The 16,509-nt window shown below is 50.4% G+C and carries 14 protein-coding genes, 1 tRNA gene and 1 pseudogene; 7 read left to right on the forward strand and 9 right to left on the reverse strand.

Annotated features, from left to right (window positions below; genetic code table 11):
- Window positions 1–104: 104 nt before the first annotated feature.
- Window positions 105–554 (reverse strand): type II toxin-antitoxin system VapC family toxin, encoded by a 450-nt coding sequence (locus tag SLIP_RS00090; protein WP_013174225.1) that lies wholly within the window; start codon window positions 552–554, stop codon window positions 105–107.
- Window positions 532–753, reverse strand: a complete 222-nt coding sequence (locus tag SLIP_RS00095) for a hypothetical protein (RefSeq protein ID WP_013174226.1) — start codon at window positions 751–753, stop codon at window positions 532–534. The genes SLIP_RS00090 and SLIP_RS00095 overlap by 23 nt, the downstream gene beginning before the upstream one ends.
- Before the next feature lie 369 nt (window positions 754–1,122).
- Between SLIP_RS00095 and SLIP_RS11855 the strand changes: the two are divergent.
- From SLIP_RS11855 to SLIP_RS00110, 4 genes and pseudogenes are all read left to right on the forward strand, one after another.
- Window positions 1,123–1,731: pseudogene (locus SLIP_RS11855) on the forward strand (thermonuclease family protein); the annotation flags it as partial.
- Between the two features lie 15 nt (window positions 1,732–1,746).
- Window positions 1,747–1,950, forward strand: coding sequence for an Ada metal-binding domain-containing protein (locus tag SLIP_RS11860; RefSeq protein WP_273698795.1), 204 nt, complete (start codon window positions 1,747–1,749; stop codon window positions 1,948–1,950).
- Window positions 1,951–2,316: 366 nt separating this feature from the next.
- A complete protein-coding gene (locus SLIP_RS00105; protein ID WP_013174227.1) occupies window positions 2,317–3,513 on the forward strand; it encodes an HD-GYP domain-containing protein in 1,197 nt (398 codons plus the stop codon).
- A gap of 203 nt (window positions 3,514–3,716) precedes the next feature.
- Window positions 3,717–4,109 (forward strand): bacteriohemerythrin, encoded by a 393-nt coding sequence (locus SLIP_RS00110; protein ID WP_013174228.1) that lies wholly within the window; start codon window positions 3,717–3,719, stop codon window positions 4,107–4,109.
- Window positions 4,110–4,327: 218 nt separating this feature from the next.
- On the opposite strand, the gene SLIP_RS11865 is transcribed toward SLIP_RS00110, so the two are convergent.
- The 5 genes from SLIP_RS11865 to SLIP_RS00135 form a co-directional block, all read right to left on the reverse strand.
- The gene (locus SLIP_RS11865; RefSeq protein WP_013174229.1) at window positions 4,328–5,428 is read right to left on the reverse strand and encodes a VWA domain-containing protein; all 1,101 of its coding nucleotides are present in this window, start codon (window positions 5,426–5,428) and stop codon (window positions 4,328–4,330) included.
- A 14-nt stretch (window positions 5,429–5,442) separates the two neighbouring features.
- The gene (locus SLIP_RS00120; RefSeq protein ID WP_013174230.1) at window positions 5,443–6,345 is read right to left on the reverse strand and encodes an AAA family ATPase; all 903 of its coding nucleotides are present in this window, start codon (window positions 6,343–6,345) and stop codon (window positions 5,443–5,445) included.
- A 364-nt stretch (window positions 6,346–6,709) separates the two neighbouring features.
- On the reverse strand, window positions 6,710–7,534 hold the full coding sequence (locus tag SLIP_RS00125; RefSeq protein ID WP_013174231.1) for an ABC transporter permease: 825 nt from the start codon (window positions 7,532–7,534) through the stop codon (window positions 6,710–6,712).
- Window positions 7,535–7,760: 226 nt separating this feature from the next.
- Entirely contained in the window at window positions 7,761–8,753 is a 993-nt protein-coding gene (locus SLIP_RS00130; RefSeq protein ID WP_242649109.1) for an ABC transporter ATP-binding protein, read from the reverse strand.
- Between the two features lie 234 nt (window positions 8,754–8,987).
- On the reverse strand, window positions 8,988–9,839 hold the full coding sequence (locus SLIP_RS00135; RefSeq protein ID WP_013174233.1) for a Gmad2 immunoglobulin-like domain-containing protein: 852 nt from the start codon (window positions 9,837–9,839) through the stop codon (window positions 8,988–8,990).
- Window positions 9,840–10,268: 429 nt separating this feature from the next.
- Between SLIP_RS00135 and SLIP_RS00140 the strand changes: the two genes are divergently transcribed.
- The 3 genes from SLIP_RS00140 to SLIP_RS00150 all read left to right on the forward strand — a co-directional run bounded on the left by SLIP_RS00140 (window position 10,269) and on the right by SLIP_RS00150 (window position 12,624).
- Window positions 10,269–10,363: transfer RNA gene (locus tag SLIP_RS00140), tRNA-Ser, on the forward strand.
- A gap of 281 nt (window positions 10,364–10,644) precedes the next feature.
- On the forward strand, window positions 10,645–11,463 hold the full coding sequence (locus SLIP_RS11870; RefSeq protein WP_013174234.1) for a phospholipase C/P1 nuclease family protein: 819 nt from the start codon (window positions 10,645–10,647) through the stop codon (window positions 11,461–11,463).
- 306 nt (window positions 11,464–11,769) lie between these two features.
- On the forward strand, window positions 11,770–12,624 hold the full coding sequence (locus SLIP_RS00150) for a DUF6385 domain-containing protein (RefSeq protein ID WP_013174235.1): 855 nt from the start codon (window positions 11,770–11,772) through the stop codon (window positions 12,622–12,624).
- On the opposite strand, the gene SLIP_RS00155 is transcribed toward SLIP_RS00150, so the two are convergent.
- Window positions 12,593–16,183 carry a glycosyltransferase gene (locus tag SLIP_RS00155; protein ID WP_013174236.1) on the reverse strand — a complete coding sequence of 1,197 codons (3,591 nt, stop codon included), beginning with the start codon at window positions 16,181–16,183 and terminating at the stop codon, window positions 12,593–12,595. The genes SLIP_RS00150 and SLIP_RS00155 overlap by 32 nt on opposite strands.
- Window positions 16,184–16,197: 14 nt before the next feature.
- Window positions 16,198–16,464, reverse strand: a complete 267-nt coding sequence (locus SLIP_RS00160) for a hypothetical protein (protein WP_013174237.1) — start codon at window positions 16,462–16,464, stop codon at window positions 16,198–16,200.
- Window positions 16,465–16,509 lie beyond the last annotated feature (45 nt).

The raw sequence follows: 16,509 nt of genomic DNA on the forward strand, positions 1-16,509 counted from the left end.
GGCGGCGCTCGATGCCGCTGTGTGCCATTTTTGGTGCCAAAATTTTGCGGCACCCGGCGGCACAGGGGCCAATCAGTCATGTCTTTCAGCATTGATATATAGGCCTACGGGACGGCAGACTTAACGGATGGCCAGAGGTTTCGTTTGAGGACGTAGAAATGAGAATCAAAACCGAACACGTCATCAATGTTCATAGTCTCTAAAATGACAAAACTGACCGCATCGGTGTAAGACAGGTTCTGATCACGGTACTTCTTAAGCACGGCAGGAACATTGTCGGTAATTTCGCGGCCAAGATGGATTACTTCCAAGACACCGGCCTTCTCCGACTGATTAATGATGTCGAGAAACCGGATGGCTAAATCACATCTCGCGTGATAACGTAACCAAGTATAGGTTTCCGCGACTACCATTATGCTGGTAATCAAGTTTGTACGTTTACTAAGCGAGGCGTAAAAGCACTTAGACGCATAATGGAAAGCGTCACGCTCGTCTATAAGCGCAATAAAGGCTCCCGTATCGATAAACAGCCTATAGAGGTCTTGGGCCCCCATAAAGATCCTCCTTATACTTTCGAGAGCCAGCCCCCGGGCCTTTAAGCATACCTATCAACCTTGCCAGAGGATCATCAGAGCCACCACGCAATTCTTGGGCTCCGCCTGGAGGAGCAGCAATTCCCAACCTACGGAACAGCTCTTCTTTTTCGGTTGGGGTTAATTTATTGATTTCCTCAACCAAATGCTCAATAGCCATCAAACCTCACCTCGCGGGTAGTATACCATATTCTGTAAGCGAAGGCAATACAAGAATTCCATATGGTCAGCGGCGTCAGCGCTCAGATTGTCACCGCTTCACGGGGTACACACGGTCTTGCTTAACACAGCTTGGTTACCTCGTGAATTAATTTGTATGTTCAGGTGATGTGAAGGTGTCAAAGAGACCGTTTTTGAAGTCGTTTGTCGAGAGGATCGCCGAGTGGCAGATGATGAGGGGGCTCTGTGGAGGTGCCAACGAATATCAAGAGGTAGCGGCCTAGTTCCTATTGTCAAAAGGAGGACGAAAGGGCCGAAAAGGAGGGGTTGGCGGTTGTACTTACTGTGGAAAACGGGCGCGAAAAACCGGATGCCGGGTTTGATATCTGCAATCTTGTTGTTTTTGTTCCTGGTTTGTGTGCTGGTTGGTTGTGGCGGCCAGCTGGAGGATTTCCCAACTCGGCAGAAAACGGCCGTCGAGTCCCAAGAGGTAGCCAGTAACCGACAAGAAGCCGGCGAGCAGCCAGAAAAGGATAACCAGAACCCAGCTCGCGTTAAACTGATACCTGCTGAAGTCACCAGAGTAGTCGACGGGGACACGCTGCGGGTAAGGATAGGAACTCGAGAAGAAAAAGTGAGGCTGATCGGCGTCAACACGCCCGAAATATCACATCAGGGTTTGAGGACAAAAGAAGAGCCTTACGGTAAGGAGGCTTTTGAGTATACCCGGAAGCGTCTGGAGGGCAGACAGGTCTTCCTGGAACTGGACGTAGGAGAGCGGGACAGGTAGGGGCGGCTCTTAGCCTACCTGTGGCTGGACAGGCCGGGAAACGACGACGAAGCCGAAGTCCGAGCCAAGATGTACAACGCCGGGTTGCTCCTAGACGGTTATGCCCAAGTGATGACCGTTCCCCCCAACGTCAGATACGCCGCCCTTTTCGTAAAGTTCGAGAGGGAGGCTCGGGAGCAAGCAAAAGGTCTTTGGAGTTCAGCCATAGCTTCGAGTACTTCTAATTCAGAACCTGGCGAGACGAGAAGTAGTGCGGCAGCATACATCGGCAACTCGAACTCCAAGAAATTCCACTACCCCGACTGCCTGTGGGCGCAAGAGATAAGCCCGAAGAACCGTGTGAGGTTCAGCACCAGAGAAGAAGCCATAGAAGCTGGCTACCAACCATGCAAGGCGTGCCGGCCGTGAAAGGAAATATGCAAGATTAGGCGGGATTGAGTACAGGGTGCCATGGGAGACGAGAGCTACCCAAAAATAGCCACACCGGCCGCCGTATGGAGCAGGATTTTGTCCGTAGGAGAGCCAATTAAGAATAACAGCAGATCCTGCGAAGCCGCGTTGGGTGTATCGAGGACTTAGATTGGAGTAAGTAAAAAGGTTCGCAAGCTTGGGGTTTGACCAATTTAGGCCGCTTTCCAACATCCGGATGAGAGATGAGACTATTCGGTCCTGAGGCTGATATGTTCTTTGATTTGTCATAGCAATGACCTCTTAGATGCTTTTTTAGTTGAACAATGCATGTAACCTCGGATTAGTGAAGAGGTGTTTGTCAAAGTGAAAACAGATATCATAATGGATAGTGTTAAAGTCTTATCCACGATACTGGACATAGAAGAGGATACTAAACTCGTGCACGGAACGAGGGTAGGGGTTGTCTGCGCGTGGGTAGCAGAGGCTTTGGGGATGGTACCGCAGCAGCGTTGGCTGTATTATTCTGGCTTGCTCCACGACATAGGAGCAGTGGGACTTCCAGATCACATAACCCATTATGCATGGCAAGCTCCTTCCGAGTTACAGTCGGAAATAAGAGCACACCCCCTTAAGGGAATGAAGCTGTTAACCAAGATTCCGTTAGGGGCCCAGGTAGCAGAGTGGGTTTACTTGCACCACGAACGATATGATGGCCGGGGCTACCCATTAGGACTGGCCAAAGAAGATGTGCCTTTACAGGCCCAGATAATAAGGATAGCGGATTCTCTAGATCTGGTTATTAGGAGTCATGGGACAAATTTGTTGTCCCTTGAGCTCTTGAAAGAGTGGGGGCGGACAGTTTCAGGCCGGGAAGTTTCGCCTGCTCTGGTACAAGTGCTTTTTGACGAAGTCTTGAACGAAGAGCGATACCAGGTTCTGATAAATATGGAGCGGCTGGAACAAGAAAATGAGCGTATGTCTCGTTTGTTAAATCCAGGAGTGAATGATGACGAGGATGCTCAGGGAGATAGTGAGTTGCTCAATAGAATTTCTTTAGTAATGGCCGAGGTGATAGACTTTAAGGACCGGTATACTTTGGGTCATTCGTTGAGGGTTGCGGTTTATGCGCTCGCGGTAGCCCGACAATACGGTATCGTTCGCCATGGCCTTTTGCAGGATTTGGCTTTAGTTGCATTTCTACATGATGCAGGAAAGGTTGGGGTGCCAGGACGGGTGATCGGAAAAAAAGGGCCCTTGACTGCCCGGGAATGGCAAATAATGAAAAAACATCCTTTGATGACGGAGGAGGTTCTGCAGAACTCTAGATTTTTAAAGGGCTTGGCGGCATCGGCGGCAGCCCATCATGAAAGGTTTGATGGCATGGGTTATCACAAGGGTTTCCGAGGGGAAGAGATTCCACTCTTGGGCAGAATCACTGCGGTGGCTGATGTTTTCGATGCTTTGACATCTAAGCGTTCATACCGCGGAGCGTGGACAGTGGCAGAGGCAACAGAGTATCTGTTGAAAGAAAGTGGTTGCCAGTTTGATGCCGAAAAGTAAGAGCCGCGGTTAAAATATTACCGAGGGCCAAGAAGGTGGGCGAAGAATTGCTTGGGACAAGTGATCCGGAATGGATTTACCCGAATGGGTTTGATTGGAATGATATCCTGGGCAGAGTGTGAAGTTTAATACACCGACAAAGAGCGTAATCCGATAATATTATATTTATTTAATAAGATATTATTAAGTGGAGGTGGAGAACTGTGATAAAGTGGAACAGCAAGTACGAGCTGGGCATTCCCCATATCGACGAGCAGCATCAGAAGTTGTTTCAAATTGCGGATGAGGCGTTCAGAACATTAAGAGACCCGTTCCTGGTCGACAAGTACGATAAGGTTGTCAATGTCATTGAAGAATTGCAAGAATATGCCGTTTATCACTTCCGGGCTGAAGAACAGTACATGCAGGAAACAAGGTATCCTCGATTTCTTTCTCACAAGGTAGAACACGACGATTTTATAAAGGAAGTCAGCAACATTAACCTTAGAGCTGTGGACGAAGACCCAGAGGGCTATCTGGTTAACATACTTGATTTCGTGGTGGGGTGGATATCCAACCATATTCTGAATTCCGACTTAAAAATCGCAGGGAAATGATTCCCAGTCTGGGCTTTGCCATAATTGTTTGAGCGGGAAAAGAATTCTTGGTTCCGCATATTTGGTCGAAGATAGTCATTTTCCTGCTAGTAAATTCTAATTACCTCGTAGACCAATTCGTCAGTCCCGGTAATGCAGGTGACGGTTGCGAGATATTTCTTTGCCACCTGCACCGCGACGTACGGGGCCACCTGGGCCAAGCAGCCCGGGGGTCATAGCTACAGGCATTCCAAGGATTTCTCCAGTTCTGAGAGACTCGGGCAGGAGAAGACCCGGTCGCAGTGAGGTGCGTACTCCAGCATGCGGCTGTCGCCCCTTCCCCACATCCGCTTGGGCTCGGGGTTGAACCAGTAGACTTTTCCAGCTTTTTCCTTGATTCCGGCCAAAGCCCAGGTCTCGTCGGCAAACCAGTTATTCCGCGCATCGCCGAAGATAAGGACCGTGGTTTTATGGGAAAGCACCTGGCCGTGCTGCTGCACAAACCGCTTGAGGCTGGCGCCGTAGTTCGTGTATCCCCTGGCTCCTAGAATAGCGCGGTGCCTTTTTAATACTTTGTTGCGCAGCTCCAGGGGGTCGCCCGAGGCCAAAAGGGAAGTTACTTCGGCGATATCTTCGATAAAGGCGAAAGATCGAAATTCCCGGAAGAATCTCTGCATGGAAGCCAGCAAAGCAAGAGCGAAGCAGCTGAAGTTCATAACTGAGCCGGAAACATCGCAGATGGCAACGATAACCGGTTTTTCCCGCTGTTTCTTCATGGTTATGATGTCCAAGAGAACCCCGCCGGTCCCCATGCTTTTGCGCAGGGTCTGACGGTAGTTAACGGCATAGCGAAGGTCTTGTTTGTTCTTCTTTTTCAGGCGGGCTGCCAGCCGCTTGGCGACAACCGGGAAAAGCGCTTCGATTTTGTGTATGTCTTGAAGGTTGGCTTTGCCCAGAGGCTGGTCTAAGGGAGAGCGCCTTTCCTGGGAGAGGCCGCCTCGCAGGGCCTGCATACCCTGCACGGGGAGCGCGTCGGCTGCGTAAACCGCAGTGGACACTTCCTGAGACGTGCCTTCGTCGGGGGTTCCCCAGGGCTTTCGGGCTTTAAGGGATCTCCCCTTGCTGCCACGGAAGTGACGCTCGTATACCGCATTAAACGCCGATTGGTGCCCGTGATCTTTTACCAGGGTGCTGAACAGAGCGGTGTAGAAGAAGCTCTCCTCTTCCCAGTCCACCAAGAGCAGGGCTTCAACACAGTCCTGGGCCTGCCCGGGTGTGACCGGAACACCCTCACGGCGGAGATCGTCAAAAAATGATTGCAGTGCTCCCAAGAAACTCATGTTATTCCCTGCCTTTATCTTCCAGTAACTGACAGCGGTGTCTGTCTGAAAGTAAGGTCTTTGCGCGAGCGCACCATCCGCTCCAGTTTTGCCAGGTCCTCGCGGTGCTTAATGATGACATTTAGGGTTTCTACAGCCACGTCCGGATCCAGATCATCGACTCCCAGTTCTAAAAGGGCAGCGGCCCAGTCGATGCTCTCGGCGATACTCGGTAGCTTCTTGAGATCCACCTGGCGGATGTGGTGAACGACAGAAGCCACCTTGGCAGCGAGCATGTCGGATATACCGGGGACTTTCAGCTTCAAGATGCGTTCTTCCAGTTCCGCACTGGGGAAATCCAGGTACAAATAGAGACAGCGCCGCTTCAGAGCTTCAGAAAGCTCCCGGGTGGCGTTGGAGGTTAGAAAGACGTAAGGAATATTAGTAGCTCGAATCGTACCGAGTTCCGGAATGGTTATCTGAAACTCGGAAAGGAGTTCCAGCAGCATGGCTTCGAACTCGAAATCGACTTTGTCTATCTCGTCGATGAGAAGAACGCAAGGCTGCTCCGAGCTTATGGCCTGCAGCAGAGGCCGGCGGAGCAGGTAGGTTTCGGAAAAAATATCCTGCTCGACTTCATGAGGGTCAACCTCGTGGTGAACCACCGTTTGTATATGAAGGAGTTGACGCTTGTAATTCCATTCATAAAGTGCTTTTGCCTCATCGATGCCTTCGTAACACTGGAGCCTGATCAAGGGCAGGTTCTTCATCTTACTGACAGCCTGGGCCAGGCCTGTCTTGCCGACCCCAGCCGGTCCCTCAATAAGCAAGGGTTTCTTTAGGGATTCTGCCAGGTATACGACAGTAGCAGTTTTGTCGTCGCATATATATCCGGCTCCTAACAACTGATTCTTGATACTGGCTATCTGTTCTTTCACTCGTCTCATTCCTTTCAAATTACTGAAAGTCCTATTTCCATTATAGCTTAGCTGACGGCAGGTACTGATAAAATCTTTATGCACGATACATGCCGACCTAATACACAGGCCGGATACGCTTTAGACGCCCCTAGTTAGAATTCCTTCCTATGAGTGATTAGTTATGACGCTGGCTAGCGTTGCAATTGCCCAGAGTAAAACAGGTCAACGTAGGTTGTCTGCGCGAGCGGCTCACTCCAAACAAGATATGGTTCGCGGCATGATGCGTAACGGTAAGAATTTTGTTGCGCGACTGCAACAACCTGGGCGAAGAAGACATGCGGCATCAATGAATACGGTCGAGTTTGAAAAACCTGACGACCTTTTAGTTTACAAGGCGATTCTTGAGCATTATCAAGGGGAATCGCAGAGTGAACACGAAACAGAAAAACATCCAGGCTAGATGATACCAACACGACGGCTTAACGGATCCCAATACCAGGGGTCTGACTACTTCGACCGCGTGATAGAGCGGGGCAAACCAGGCCAGGGTGCGGAATACGGGCGGCAAACTCTCCAGAGGGAAAAACACCCCGCAGACTAGGAACATGGGAGAAATGACAAGAGTGAAAAAATAGTTGTACGAGTCGTAGTTAGGGGCCAGGCTGGTCCATACCAGAGACAGATTGGCAAAAACTCCGGTCATCAGGATTAACGGCAGAGGTACCATGAGAACCCAGGGGGATTTCACCAGGCCGAACATTGCTACTACAAGCAGAAAAACCAGGCCATACAGCGTTCCTTTAAAAACCCCGTATACGATTTCTCCCATGACTACGTCTTCCGCGCTGGCTGGCGTGGCCGCCATGCTGTGAAAAACCTTCTGAGGACCCATGCGGGTGAAGCTACCGTAAGTGGCTTCATAACAGGTGGCGAACATGGCCGAAGATGCGGTGAGAGCAGGTCCTATGAACTGGATATAAGGGATGCCGTTTTCCAGGGCTACATAGGTCCCAAGACCGATTCCCATGGCCCACAGGTAAAGTACAGGTTCTATGAAGTTGAACATGATGTTCGACAGCCAGGTCTTTTTGAAAACCAGGAGGTGACGGTAGAATATGGCCTTAATATGGTAATACGAAAGGTCGGGAAGGGACCAGAATCCTTTCAGTAAAGATGATAGCTTGGCAAAAAAGTTAGCCGTCGGCATTTCGTCACCTCCATCTTCCAAACAGCCACGGATTCACCGATACTTGAAGGTGCCGGCACTACAGCAAGAAAACGCTGTTTTCGGGTAGAATTTAGAATTAAGAATTAAGAATGGATCAAGAATTCGCTGTGGAGGCGAAGACAGCCTCTCGTGAATTCTGAAGCAGTCACCGCAATGAGCTGCCGTTCCCCAGCACTGACGTCGTCAAGTGTTGTGTCGGTCTGCGTTAATCTGCGTCTCTGTCTTCCTCCGTCTCTGGCTCCTCAAGCCTGACCCCGGTGAGTTTGAGGAAAACGTCCTCCAGGTTCGCGGGCCGAAGCCACTGCCAACCGCATTCGGTAGCCAAAGCGGGGTCTCCATTATTCAAGCGGCGCGAAAGTTCTCTGCCCCGGTCGGTAAACAAAACCAGCCTATCACCCAGGGATAGCCAGTCTCTAACCAAGTCCCCGCCAGCTGCGACGATCTTTTCGTGAATAGGGATATCGGCCTCGATTTCCAGTGCTTCCTTGCCGGCGTGTCTGGCTACCAATTCACGCGGGGCCCCCTCCTCGATAATCCGTCCACGGTGCAGTATTACCAGGCGGTCGCACAACTGGCTGGCTTCCTCCAGGTAGTGGGTAGTCAGCAGTATCGTAGTACCCTCGGCTTGCAGGTGGCGGAGGCGCTGCCAAATGATGCGGCGGGCGTAGGGGTCAAGGCCAGTAGTAGGTTCGTCCAGGATGAGGAGTTCCGGACGGTTTATCAGTGCCCGCCCAATGGTCAGCCGCCTTTTCATGCCGCCGGAAAGGTTTTCAACGGGGGTGTTGCTCTTGTCTTCTAGTTCGAGGAAAGCCAAGATCTCCGCTGCCCTGTGGCGGGCTTCCTCCCGCGCAATGCGGAAATAGGAGGAGTATACCAGCAGGTTTTCCATGACCGTGAGCTCTGGGTCCAAGGCATCTTCTTGAGGAACCACACCTATACGTTTCCGCACTTCTCTAGCATTTTTATGGACGTCGAGGCCCGAAACCCAAAGTTGCCCCGACGTAATCGGGGACAACCCGTAAATCATCTTAACGATAGAAGTTTTGCCGGCACCGTTAGGGCCGAGAAGCCCGAAGCACTCCCCGCGGCGCACGGAGAACGACACTCCGGCCACAGCAGTCAAGTTTCCAAACCGTTTAACCAGATCCAAGGCCTGGACAATAGACTCTTCACTCAGAGAGCACACCTCATTCGTCAAACCTAAAATTTCGCCGCTCTACTCAGGACTGGTTAGCCCTAATCTCCATTATAACTCGAGTATAGTCCGAATGCAGTTTGTTGTATTAGCAAAACACGCACAAAAGGGCGACCCGGCTATCCCAGGCCGCCAAATAATTCGGGGAATCAAGGCGAGGTCCATCTGGTTTACTAGTAACATTCAAGTGTCAGGGGTTCCTCTGTTGACAGGTGTGTCTTAGTGCTTGACTTCGAGTCAGAACTTCACGGGCACCCTTACCTTGTCCAGTTCCGAACCGTCTTTGGGACTGTACCAAAAAACTTCTACATAGCCCTGGGCTGAACTCGGCTTGGGAAACTCTATCGTGGCTTCGAACAGGCCCCGCTCAGGAGCACCGGCGGTGGCCATGGTATGGGTTTCAGCCAGCTTGTTTCCATCTTTGTCAAGTACCCGGAGGTTCACGGTGGCCTCGAATACGCGCGCGGTGCCGGTCACTTTTAGGGGGCTAGAGACCTTATCCCCAGGTTGGGGCGAGGTAACCCAGATGACCGGTTCCCATACCACGGATAGGTTCCGCTTGAAGGGCTGGTCGTACAGCCCAACGTGCCCCCACCAGTCGCGGGCTTGTTCGTCCACTTTGCCTTCCACCGTAAATGCCACCCGATCAATTCCTGGAAATTCGGTCAAGGTGTTAACGATGCTCTGAATGCCCAGGGCTTCACCGGCGCTGCCCACGTTGGCTTTCAAGACCTCGCGCGAAAAGTCAACCGTGGCCAGCCCTTTGTCAACTTTCAGGCCCAACACCTTGGTGCCCAGAGGTATAACCGTGCTGGCTCCAGGGGTAGTGGGCACGCCGTTAATCAATTCTTCGACAGCAGCTACGCGCGCGTCTTTTTCGGTCTGGATCTTATGGACCTCTCGAACCAGATAGGCATCTTGCGCAGTGAACTTGAGGTAATAGACGGCGACGGTTACTTCTTTTTCCTTAGGCGTCTGGGGAGTAGGTGTGGGGGATTTATTGGTCGCACTTTTTTGGCCACAGCCGGCAAGACCAGCAAGCAGCAATACGAGAAAAAGAACCAGAACCTTGTGACCGACCTTCTTCATTCTCTGCACCACCTCTTTCAGTTAAATAGCGGCTTAAGCGCCCGTTTATTTGAAGTATATCAATGTAAGGCCTAAACATGAATCGAAGCGACACCAAAAGCACAATTTGTGATTTTGCCCGGGCCGGCTTGAGGAAAGCTCACGCTTTCCTGGAGGACAAGCGAAGGGCGGCCTATTTTGTCTTAACCTGATATACGCGATCGGCCCTTGGTTCTTACAGGCCAGACTTGAATGGAGCCTCAATCGAGAAAGTTGTGGTTATTGTGCCGTTTGCTAAGGACCTAAGCCTCGTTTGATGTTGGCAAGCCCTAGGGGCTGATTGGAGATAAGGTCAGTTCTACTTGCAAATGGTGTGGAGGGAAGGTAAAATAAACTGCAGCCGATAAAAAGCAAAGAAGTAAGACTCGCCTAACTGGCCAATGCTTTTGAGGAGAGATGGCTGAGTGGACGAAAGCGCTCGACTGGAAATCGAGTAGACGGGGCACAACCTCGTCTCGAGGGTTCGAATCCCTCTCTCTCCGCCATAAAGGATTATCAAGGGGTGTTGGGCCCCTTTTTTGTTTTTGAAAGGGGCGAAAAAGACGGCGCTCGACATTTTTGGGCGGTTTTGTGTGCCATTTGTGTGCCGAAACTGACCAGTGGTTTGCCGTGATAGGGGAAGGCCAGTGTTCATGATGTCATGAAGATGTGATCTAGCTATCATTGACTGTTCTATGAACGGATATAAAATACTGGTTAGTAAGCTAAAGAAGGGGGGCAGAGTACCAACAAAGATTCAAATAACAAACTCTTAGGAGGAAGGGCAATGAAGCGGGTACTAGGAGTAATGTTAGGGGCGCTGGTCTTCCTGACGGTATTGGGGAGCGCCCCGGCGTTGGCTTATAACGACTACACCCATAGGCAAATAGCCAGTCAGGGTATCGTACTTATCAGAAACAGTGACGATCCTAGAATCAGAGCTTATGCGAGCGATTTATACAAACCCTTTAATGTAGTTAAGAATCGTAGAATTGTAAGCATGACACCGGCACAGATACTGATGGATTTCTCGACTCAACCTGATAAAGATGAAACGAGCGGGTGGTACGAAGGGCATTTTTACAGTCCCACATTCGGTACTAATTACAGAGGTAACCGGTATCCTACTGCACGGTCAAACTTTACCGAGCATTATAACAAGGCATTAACACAATACCGAAAGGGATGTTACGAACAAGCTTGGCAGGAATTAGGAAGAGCCATACACTATTTAGGTGACCTACACGCGCCGCACCATGTATGGAATTTTCCCTTTGGGGGTAATGGAGTAAAAGAATCAATAAAATGCCATTCAACCTTAGAGTCTTACTACGACGGAAGAGCAGGGTTTTATGTTGCCACGTGCATTAACCAAGATGAACTAAGACAAATTTGCTCAAACAATTTAGACAGCGAGGCCCACAGGTGGGCTGCGATAACTGAGAAATCGTCATATTATCTTGGAACAATGGAATTTGACAAATTAAAAGCCAAAGAGCAAAAACCAGCGTTCGAGAGAATGGCCGGCCCTTGTTCTATAGTAGCACAGCAGAGAGCAGCAGCCGTTTATCTTAGGTTCCTTAATGATGTTGGGATCTATCACTAGAAGTCCTGTAAGAAATGTTGTTCAGAAACCTTAAAAGGAAGGATTCCGTTTCGTCAGACTTAAATCAAAAACATTATATTTAAACCGATGGGTTCGAATCTCAGCCTCTACGCCATGTGAGATTATTCAAGGGGTTTAACCCCTTGTTTTTTTTCCTTGGAGGGCAAAGGAGAGAGAATAGTTACTTTGTCTGGCATAACTTGTGCCAAAAAAAGACGTTACAGGAAAAGGATAACGCCAGGTCAAGGCCTGACATATCCTAGTATATGGCACCAAAAAACAGAAAGGGTTGAGGACATGGGGCTTGTGCCTGTACGATCATGCGTTAGCACCTATGTTCAAAGCAACCTGCCTGAACTGGCTCCGTGCCGTTCTAGGAAGCTGCCGGTCGGCCTTTGGTTTGAAATCGAGAGGGGATGTCGGTGCGAGTATATGTCCTATTTGTTTTTTCATCTTCCTCCAGTCTCCGACTACTACGACATCATTGCCGCCCATCTGATTCTGAATCCCGACAATACCCCTTTTGTCGGAAACCCACCCCGCAAGCTGAATGTCCAGGCACTTTCAGACAACTTTAAAGATTGTTATACCACCTACATGTCTAGGCCGGAAGGGATCGGCTCCACTAACATAGAAGTATCTATGCCCTGGCAGCCGAGTCAGATCATGGTTGACGTGACGAATATAGTAAAGATGTGGTATTCCAATATCTTACCTAACCGGGGATTGGCTTTGCTGCCTGACCGCGGAGGCACCCAGAACGGCATCTGGGTTTTTGCCAGTCCTTATCATCTTAATTGGTCGCTTCATCCCGTGTTGCATATTTACACGGACGAACGGTGTCACGCTTGTAGCTTCGTCGAAACATGTAATGTGACCTTGACCGAACAGTTCAGTTGTACCAGGGAGGTATGGTGTTTTTCCGTATGGACTTTTGTAGTGCAAAATATAGGTGACAAAGGGGTGCGGGTAAGGTTGCAGGACAGCCCGGATGGAAGCGTTTTCTTCGACGAGGTACCGGAATTAGAATTGGCTCCGGGGAAAATGGAGGTGCTCGTCAACCAGTACTTTACCCGTTTCAGTCGGGTAAAGTACAGGCTAGCCGAAGGGGAAACCGGCGAGGGCAGGATCAAGCTTTGGTTGCAGGGAAGGCAGGGTTAGTTTTCGAGAGCGACTGCGCGGCTGCCAGCACCTGCCCGGCTAGTTCGGTGGCTCCTATGGAATTCAGTCGGTCTCCTATTTCCTCCATCACAGCCAGTAAGTCCGGGGCATAAACTGATTTGTGTTCACGACCGAAAGCTGCCTGATGTGCAGCCAGAAAACGGCGGCCTAGGGTGTTGTTCGCTTGGATCAGTTTATCCAGGATTAGAAGAGCGGTGTCCTGGTCTTGTACAGTCAAAGCCAGGATGTATTGCCAGACAAGGCAGGAAACGTAGTAATGACTGCGGGGGGGAACTGTTCTAAAGAGTTCGGCGGACTCGGAGAAACGTCTCAGATAAGCCAAGCACAACCCTTCCATATAAAGACAACGTTGTTCCAGAACAGGGTTTTTAGTGATTTTTTGGCGGGCTGCATAAACGAAGTCGAGAGATTCTTGGTAGTCAAGGGTACTCATAAAAACGTCAGCCAGCAACAGTAGGGCCGAAGGATCAGACAAGTCAATATAATTCTTCAGGGTGTCGGCGACCTCTGTTGCAGTTTGCCGGCGACGGAGCAGGCGGGCCCAACGGTAAAGAGGTTGATGGTACTTGGGGTTGGCAATCAGGGCTTGCTGGTAGGCTTGTTCGGCTTCCAGGTCTTGACCTAGAGATTCCAGGGTTTGCCCCAGGAAATCCCAGGCGCGGAAGGTTCCCACTCCATTGGTTCCGCAGTAGATAACAGGTGCATCACCCATTTGCAGGCACTGCCGAAAACAGCTAGCAGCTTTCTCATACTCGCCCAGTTGAAAGGATATCTCCCCTTGTAGAAAGACGAGATCCGTGAACTGAGGGTAATGAACAAGAGACTCCTCGATCAGAGCCAGCGCTTCCGCAAACCGGGACATTTCCTTAAGACACACGATTTTCTTCAGCACCACATCAGAAGAGTAGCTCAGTCCGGGCTGGTAACATCGTTCCAGGTTGAGCAGTGCTTCCTCATAACGACCGGCGTTTAGTAATTCTACTCCCAGGCTGTAGTATAGAAACCTGTTCTCCGGGTCCAGGGCAAGAGCCCTTTGAACGATGGGCAGATTACGCTCTAGCTTCTTCTTACGGGCTGCAACCGGGCTCAGATAGCCGTAATGAAGAATTCTCACATTTGCGATCTTTACCGAAGAAGGCCCTGAACGGGCGATTATTCCGTCAACTACCTGTTCGTGTAGTGACCGTCTGAACCGGTAATAAGGCCGGTTTCGGAAAAGCCGGCAGGCGATGTCAGTCATGAAATCGGGTCCTGCTTCCTGTCCATAGAAGTTGACGATTTGGAAGCAGAACCCCTCGATCCCTTCCGTATACAGGAGTTTTCGTATCTTGGCTTTATCGTTTGGATTCAGCTCTTCGTCAGCGTCGATGATGAGAATCCAGTCCCCGGTCGCCTGGTCCAGGGCAAAGTTACGGGCAGCGGCGAAGTCCTCTGGCCACTTTATCTTAAACAGCCTTGCTCCATTCATCAAGGCGATTTCGGGGGTGTTATCAGTGGATCCAGTATCAACAACGACTATTTCGTCGGCGATTTCCCTTATACTCGCCAAACAACGAGGTAAGAATTCGGCTTCATCTTTAACAATCATACATACGCTCAGCCGGGGATGTATCTCTTTTTTCAGCAAAGAGACCAGAACATCGGTCCCCGGAACTCTGCCAACAGCCTGTAGTGCCTGTTCGTGATACACGTCGGCTAGTTCTATAAAGGCTTCGAGTTCCGCTGGCATCTGATTTATCGTTTCTTTAAGGACTTGTTTTGCCCGATAAAACATTCCTTTCTTTCGAAGTATACGCGCAAGCATCAGCAAGGCTTCTTGATCCTGGTTGGCCAGGGCAAAAGAGTATCCGCGGTCAAGCCATTCGGCCGCTTGGTTCGGGCAGCCTTGACGATAAAGAGCTTTGCCCAGCGCCGGACTCAGTTCGGGGAAGTTTTCAGCCACCGACGACAGTTTCTTAACCAGGTCCCAGTTTCTTAGGCAAATGCACTTTTCAAGTAGGTTTAAGTACAGGCTTAGGTTGAACGTTGATTCTCCGACCGGCAAAGAGAGAGGCAGAGAAGAGCCCTCCAGCGCGCCCTGGGCTACGAGGTAAACGTCTCTGGCCGGTTCAGGTGACCACAGGTGTTCGATAAGGGACCTTGCTTCATCATAGCAGCCGCTTGCCCACAACAGCAGGCACCGATTGCGAAGAGTTCGAGAATAGTAGGGGCTTTCCGGGGCAACTGCCTCCAATTCTGCCAGGGCTTCTTTGTAGCGGCCGGCTAACAACAATGCTTCCCCTTTGAGGGCATGGCAGTAATCCCCGGTTGTCCCCAGATTAACGGCTCGGTCCAGGAACTTTAAGGCGGCGGTAGGGCAATAATGAAGCAAGAACAGGTCACTGACCCCCAGATTGGCAGCCGGGGTTGAAAAATCAAACCAAGTATCCAGGTAGCTCAAAGTAGCATCGAGACCTTTTTCCACGAGAAGCAAACGAATAATGTTGGCAACAGGTTGCAGGTCGGTCGGCTTAGAGATAAGCTGACACCTGAAGGCACTGACAGCCCGGTCTCTTTCCAGCATCATTTCATACGCGTTGCCTAATGCCTGGTACGCAAGGTAGCTGTTTATCCCTTCTTCGTGTGGATAATGAGGGGGAGATTCCCCCATGTTCAGGCATTTGTGGAAACATTGGACTGCTCGCAGCAGATCATGGTTTCCCATATAAACTAAACCCAGTCGGTAAACCAGGTCGGTGTAATCGGGATATAGGTCGAGCGCTTTCTCCAGGTACTGAATGGCCTCTCGGTTCCTGTCCATAAACGCGAGGCAATCTGCTTTCTTCCTGACCAGAGAGGGAGCAAAGGCTGCTTCCCAACGGATGTCTGCTTCGGCCTGGTCAAAGTATTCAAGCGCCTTGGCATAATCTCCCAGCCGGAAGTATTCTACTCCCAGGTTGTAATATAAGAAGCTGTCCGGGGGTCGGGACTCCAGCTCTTTGTTCAGCAGACTCAGGTTGCGCCATATCTTATTCTTTTGCTCGACTTCTTGCTTGGCATAACCGTAATGAATAATTCGGACCTCGGGTGCTACCTTGATCGCTTTTTGTCCTGCGTGTTCTACAATGGACGGAATTATAGATTCGTGAATTCTCCCGATGTAGCGGTATTCGGGACGATTGCGGAATAACCGCAGGGTCAGGTGACAGGTTCCGCGATGGCAGCCGTGAAGATCGTTCGAGTTAATAGTCTGCAAGAAATATGCTTCGGCCGTTTCCGTACTCATTAACTCCTTCAATTTTGGAATATCTTCTTGGACGAGTTCGTCGTCTGCGTCCATAACAAGGATCCACTGGCCGCGGGCGAAAGCGAGCGAGTGATTTCTGGCATCGCTGAAACTGTCGTTCCATGAAAAATAGAAGATTTCCGCCCCGTGCCGGCCTGCGATATCCACCGTGTCGTCGATGGAACCAGTGTCGACAACTACTATTTGTTGAGCGATTTCGGCAATGCTTTCAAGACAACGGGGCAGGTTATTAGCTTCGTTTTTAACTATCATGCACACCGACAAGCTTACAGAGGATATGAGGATTCACCCCCATTGTAAGGCAAGCGAAGGTTGTAGTGGTTTTGGGCAAACTCCGAAAGGTGCTTAAACCAGACCTGTATGGAATGTTTTTTTCTTTCCAGCACGGGCAGGTTGCCCCACCGCTTTACAGCCAGATCGATAAGTTCCTGCTCTCGAGCCAAACAACACTTGGCCAGTACTAAAGCCAGTTCCGTTTGCTCGAGCCGTTTATTTAGGGTATCTTCTGCTAACAAGACTTCTTTTTCAGTCATTCTCAGCCCTCCTAGGTCTGCGTTGGTCCAAGTGAGCGACCCGGT

This window comes from Syntrophothermus lipocalidus DSM 12680 (genome assembly GCF_000092405.1).
GTDB lineage: Bacteria > Bacillota > Syntrophomonadia > Syntrophomonadales > Syntrophothermaceae > Syntrophothermus > Syntrophothermus lipocalidus.